Here is a 4,591-nt window from a genome sequence, read left to right as displayed (position 1 = left end):
GGATGGGGCCGGGGTAGCCGCCGCCTGGGCCGCCTGGTCCCTGGGGGCCGCCGGGGGGTCGGCGGCGGCTGCGGGAGATGGCGACGATGACGATGATGACCACGACGAGTACGGCGGCGCCGATGCCGAGCAGGAGGCCGACGGGGACGCCGTTGTCTTTGCTGCCTGTGTCCGCGTCGTTGGACGGCTGGTTGGCGCCCGAGCCGGGTGTCGTGGGCGCCGTGGAGTTGCCGGGCTTGGTGCCGGTGCCGCTGGTGTTGCTGCCGGAGGGTGCGGTGGCCTGGGGGAGCGGTCCCGCCTCGGGTCCGGCCGGGATGTCGTCGGTCAGGGCGCGGTAGGGGCGGATGATGCCGTAGCCGTAGTGCTGGTCGGGGAGCCTGGCGCCCTTGAGCTCATCGGGCACCATGGCCGTCTTGACCAGCCGGTTGACGACCTGGCCCGCCGTCAGGTCGGGGTACTTGGCCCGGATGAGGGCGGCGGTGGCGGATACGAAGGCGGCCGAGTTGGACGTACCGTCGGAGAGGCCATAGTCGGTGCCGCCTGCCGTGACGATGTCGGAACCTGGGGCGACGAGGGCTAGGTGCGGGCCATAGTTGGACTGGTTCCAGACTTTCAGGTCCTTGCCGATGCTGCCCACAGCAACGACACCCACATCGGAGGCTGGGTACTCGGGCGTGCCGATTCCCTTATTGCCCGAACCCGCGATGAGGACCACGTCGTGCTGCTGCGCATACGCGACAGCAGCACGTTCGTCGTCCGAGCTGTTGGGGCCGGCGACCGACATGTTGATCACGGTTGCGCCGTGGTCGACGGCATAGCGAATCGAGTTGGCGACGCCGTTGGTAGCGCTTGGACCGTCCTTCGAGAGGGGGAGGATTTTTGCGCCCGGAGCGAGCCCGACGACTCCAGACCCGTTGCCTGCGCCATGGCCGTGGCCGGCAATGAGCGCGGAAATCGACGTGCCGTGCTTCTCTTTCAGGTCGTAGTCCTGGCGAGCGTCGCCGCCATGGGCGAAATCCTTACCAGGTAGCACCTGTCCGGTCAGGTCGGGATAGTCGGCGTCGACACCAGTGTCGATGACAGCCACTGTGACTCCGCGACCGTCGGTCACCTTCCAAATGGCGTTGACATTGAAGTCGTTGAGCGGCCACTGCATCTCCAGGTCCCGGGCCTGATCGGCGTGGGCGGCCGGGGCACCGGTGAAGACGAGGGCGCCCGTCAGCAGTGCTCCGGTGAGGGCCCGCAGCGCTTGCGTGGGCTTCATCCCGTGCTTCCTTCCGTGTCACAGGCCAGTGGCCCCGCGCTGTGCGCGCGGGGCCACTGCCGACGTCCTACTCCGGCTCGCGGCGAGCCTGGATCATTCGATCACAGGCGGATTGGCAGGCCCGCCTCCGTTGGTCCACGTGTCCTCGTCCTCGACCAGGTAGTCCGGGCGGCTTCCGCCCTTCTTGTCCTTCTTCTTTTGGCCGGCGGCGCCACCGGGCATCACGCCGCCACCGCGGCCGTTACCCGCGCCGCTGCCTCGGTTGCGTCCCAGACCGGATCCGCCTTCGGTGAAGGATCCGCCCGCACGCTTGCCGGCTCCGCCGACTGATCCGCCGGCTCGCCGTGCCAGTCCGCTGCTTGCGCCCCGAGAGCCGAGGCCGCCGCGTCCCGCACCGCCCATACCGCCCATGCCGCTCATGCCTCCGGCGCCGGCCCGGCCTTGCCCGGTACCGGCCCCGCTGCCGTAAGAGCCGCTGCCGGTACGGCCACCGGTCGAGGAGGTGCCGCTACCGCCGCCCACGTATCCGCCGCCAGGGACGTATCCGCCGCCGCCATATCCGCTGCCCGAGCCGCCGCCGGATCCGCCACCGCCTCCGGGCCCGAATCCGCCAGGGAGTTGCTCCGTCGGCAGGGTGGTGCCGCCTCCGGTGCTGTCGATGCCGGTGTGAGTGGGCCCGCCGGGGACGATCGGGTCGTGGTAGGGCGGGCAGACTGTGCCGACAGGGATGGTGCCGCCATGGGTCGGGTCGGTGGTGGTGCCGCCGCTGTCATGGGGCTGACCGGTGATGTCGGGGGAACCGGGGTCGCGGTAGGTGGGGTTGGTGCCCACCTGCCGGGTGCTTGGGTTGGTCGTACCGGTGGTCTGGCGCGGGTTCGTGGGCGTCGGGCCGACCTGACGCGGTTCGGTGATCTTCTTCGCCGGTGGAGGAAGGGGGCGCTTGGGATTGCTGACTGGGTCGACGGGCTGCGCCAGGACAGTCGACGCGGCCTTGTACTGCGGCGCCAGTCGCTCCATCACCGCGATGGCCTGCTGGTGGCGCTCCTCCGTGACGGAGAGGCTCCCGGCGTTTTTCGCGACTGCCGCGTCGCGGTCCATACCTGCGGCGACATCGGCACGGAACTGAGTGTCGTCGCGATGGCCGAGGTCGCTGACCTTGTCCTTTGCCTTCTCCATGGTGCCCGGCACGTGGATGCTCTGCATCTCGGTCTTGGCGGCATCGAGGGCTGTGCTGGCGTAGGTCAGCGCATGCGAGGTGTTCTCCGCATGGGCGCCCGTGTTGACGATGCTCTGCTGCAGGACGCTGGACCGCTCCACGAAGCCCTGGGCGGCGCTGCCCTCCCAGTGGGCGGTGATGTGTTCAGTTGCTGCCTGGAGCTCTTGGGCGGCGCCTTCGAGCTCGGTCTTGACCTGCATCCAGTGGGCGGCGACGTCCTTCAGCCGACCAGGCTTGCTGTGCTGCACCATGTTCTTGATCGGGATGAGATCCCAATGCTCGAAGTTGGTGATTCCGGCAGAAGTGGTGCCCGCGGGCACATTGACCAGGTCGCTCATCAGCTCAGCCTCGATCCGGAATTGGAGCCGCCGCTTGTGCCGCTGCCGTTCACCCCGCCGTCCATACCGGCCTTGACGTTGTGCTCGGTCTCCTTGTACGAGTTCGTCACGGCCTGGGTCTTGCCGCCGAAGTCGTCGATCATCTGACCGAGTTGGGTGATGAGGTCCTCCAGGGACGCCTTCATCTGCGTGTGAGCGCTGTGCAGCTCATGGGCCTCGGGGAACTCCCAGCCGACGTCGGAGGGTTCGATGACCGTGTTGTACTTGGCCTTGCTGGCCGTCTCGCCGAGGTTCTTCTGCAGATTCCTCAACCTGGTGACGACGCGTTCTAGTTCGTCCGTGTTGACCCGGTAGCCGTCGGCCACAGCTCATCCCCCTGCATCGCTGGTTCCCCGTCAAGTCCTCCTCCGCAGCGAACGGAGGTCCATCGATCGTATCCCGTCGCCTTATGACAGGAACACTGCACCGCGGACCCCGCCCCTACTGCCGCCTGACCTCCGGCTCAGCGGTCGGGGATCAGATACACCCGATCGAAGTGCTGGGCGATCAGGTGGCCGTTGCCGTCCGAGGAGAGCTCCCACGGGTCGATGCTGGCCTTCTCCTTGCCGTCCGTGAAGTTCCACAGGGCGTTGCCCGTCGCGGTGTCGAGCGCGTGCAGTCCGCCCTTGGCCAGGAAGTCGGCGACGAAGACGGTCTTGCCGCTGACCGTGGCCGGGGTGTTGCCCGACATCAGACCGGTGTCGCTGAACCAGCGGCGGCTGCCGTCGGTGGTGCTGTAGGCGAAGACGCCGGCGACGCCGGGGCCGGTTCCGGTGCAGTAGACCGTGTCGCCGACGGCGGTGGTGGAGTAGTAGCCGCGGACGCCCTTGTCCTGGACCCGCCATCGGACGTTGCCGTTGGCGATGTTCAGGGCGGTGACGTGCTCGCCGCCGACGTAGACGGTGTCGCCCAGGACGGACGGGATCCACTGCAGGTCGGCGCCGGACTTGCGGGTCCAGAGCTGCCGTCCGGTGGCGGTGTCGCGCACGGTGACGTTGCGGCGGTCGTCGGTGTAGACGAGGTACCTGCCCACGACGACGGCCGACAGCGACTGGTCGGTGCCGGCGTCGCGGGTCTGCTTCCAGCGGAACTTCTGCTTCTTCAGGTCCACGCAGAAGACCGTGTTGGAGTGGTTGGTGATGTCTATCTGGCCGTTCTTCTTCGCGTAGGTACGGCCGGTGATGTACACGGCGGTGTCGTCGGTGCCGAGGACGGCCTCGAAGGAGTGCTCCACGTCGGCCTTGAGCCGCCACAGCTGGATGCCCTTGGCGGGGTCGATGCCGACGATGTCGGTGCTGCCGTCCAGCACCACCACGGCGCCGTTGCTGACCACCGGTGGGGTCAGGAAGTTGCTGACGCCCTCGTGGACCCACTTGGGCTTGGCCCCGTCGGAGGCGTCCAGGCAGATGATGCCGGCTTCGCTGTTGACCAGGATGTTGCCGTTGTAGAAGGTCGGCCGCGTGTTGGTGAGGCTGCTGCCGCTGTAGGTCCACAGCGGGCTCGGGGGCACGCCGTCAGGGCGGGACGCGGGTGCGGCGGAGGCGGCGCCGGCCGTACGGCTGGGGGAGCTGGACGCGGTGGGGCCGCCGGTGGTGGTGCCCTGGGCGTCGTGGTGGCCCTTGTCCCGGGTCAGCAGATAGGCGGTGCCGCCGCCGACGGCGGCCACGGCGGCGACGGAGGCGCCCGCCGCGAGGAAGCGCCGCCGCGACGGCGAGGCCGGGCCGGTGGCGGCGC

At 68.8% G+C, this 4,591-nt stretch carries 4 protein-coding genes; all 4 read right to left on the bottom strand.

Features of this window, described 5'->3' with window-relative positions; all coding sequences use genetic code 11:
• Nucleotides 1-1,264 (bottom strand): S8 family serine peptidase (locus AOK09_RS29560; protein WP_055590301.1); only part of this gene is annotated, 1,264 nt, incomplete at its 3' end.
• Nucleotides 1,265-1,357: 93 nt separating this feature from the next.
• Nucleotides 1,358-2,818 carry a WXG100 family type VII secretion target gene (locus AOK09_RS39605; protein WP_055590300.1) on the bottom strand — a complete coding sequence of 487 codons (1,461 nt, stop codon included), beginning with the start codon at nt 2,816-2,818 and terminating at the stop codon, nt 1,358-1,360.
• A complete protein-coding gene (locus tag AOK09_RS29550) occupies nt 2,818-3,183 on the bottom strand; it encodes a hypothetical protein (protein WP_055590299.1) in 366 nt (121 codons plus the stop codon). The genes AOK09_RS39605 and AOK09_RS29550 overlap by 1 nt, the downstream gene beginning before the upstream one ends.
• A 137-nt stretch (nt 3,184-3,320) precedes the next feature.
• The coding region (locus AOK09_RS29545; RefSeq protein WP_157876084.1) for an outer membrane protein assembly factor BamB family protein at nt 3,321-4,591 on the bottom strand (1,271 nt) is incomplete at its 5' end.

This window comes from Peterkaempfera griseoplana (assembly GCF_001418575.1).
Taxonomy (GTDB): domain Bacteria; phylum Actinomycetota; class Actinomycetes; order Streptomycetales; family Streptomycetaceae; genus Peterkaempfera; species Peterkaempfera griseoplana.
The sequence above is the reverse complement of the archived record's forward strand: the minus strand, read 5'-3'. Positions and strand labels throughout refer to the sequence as shown.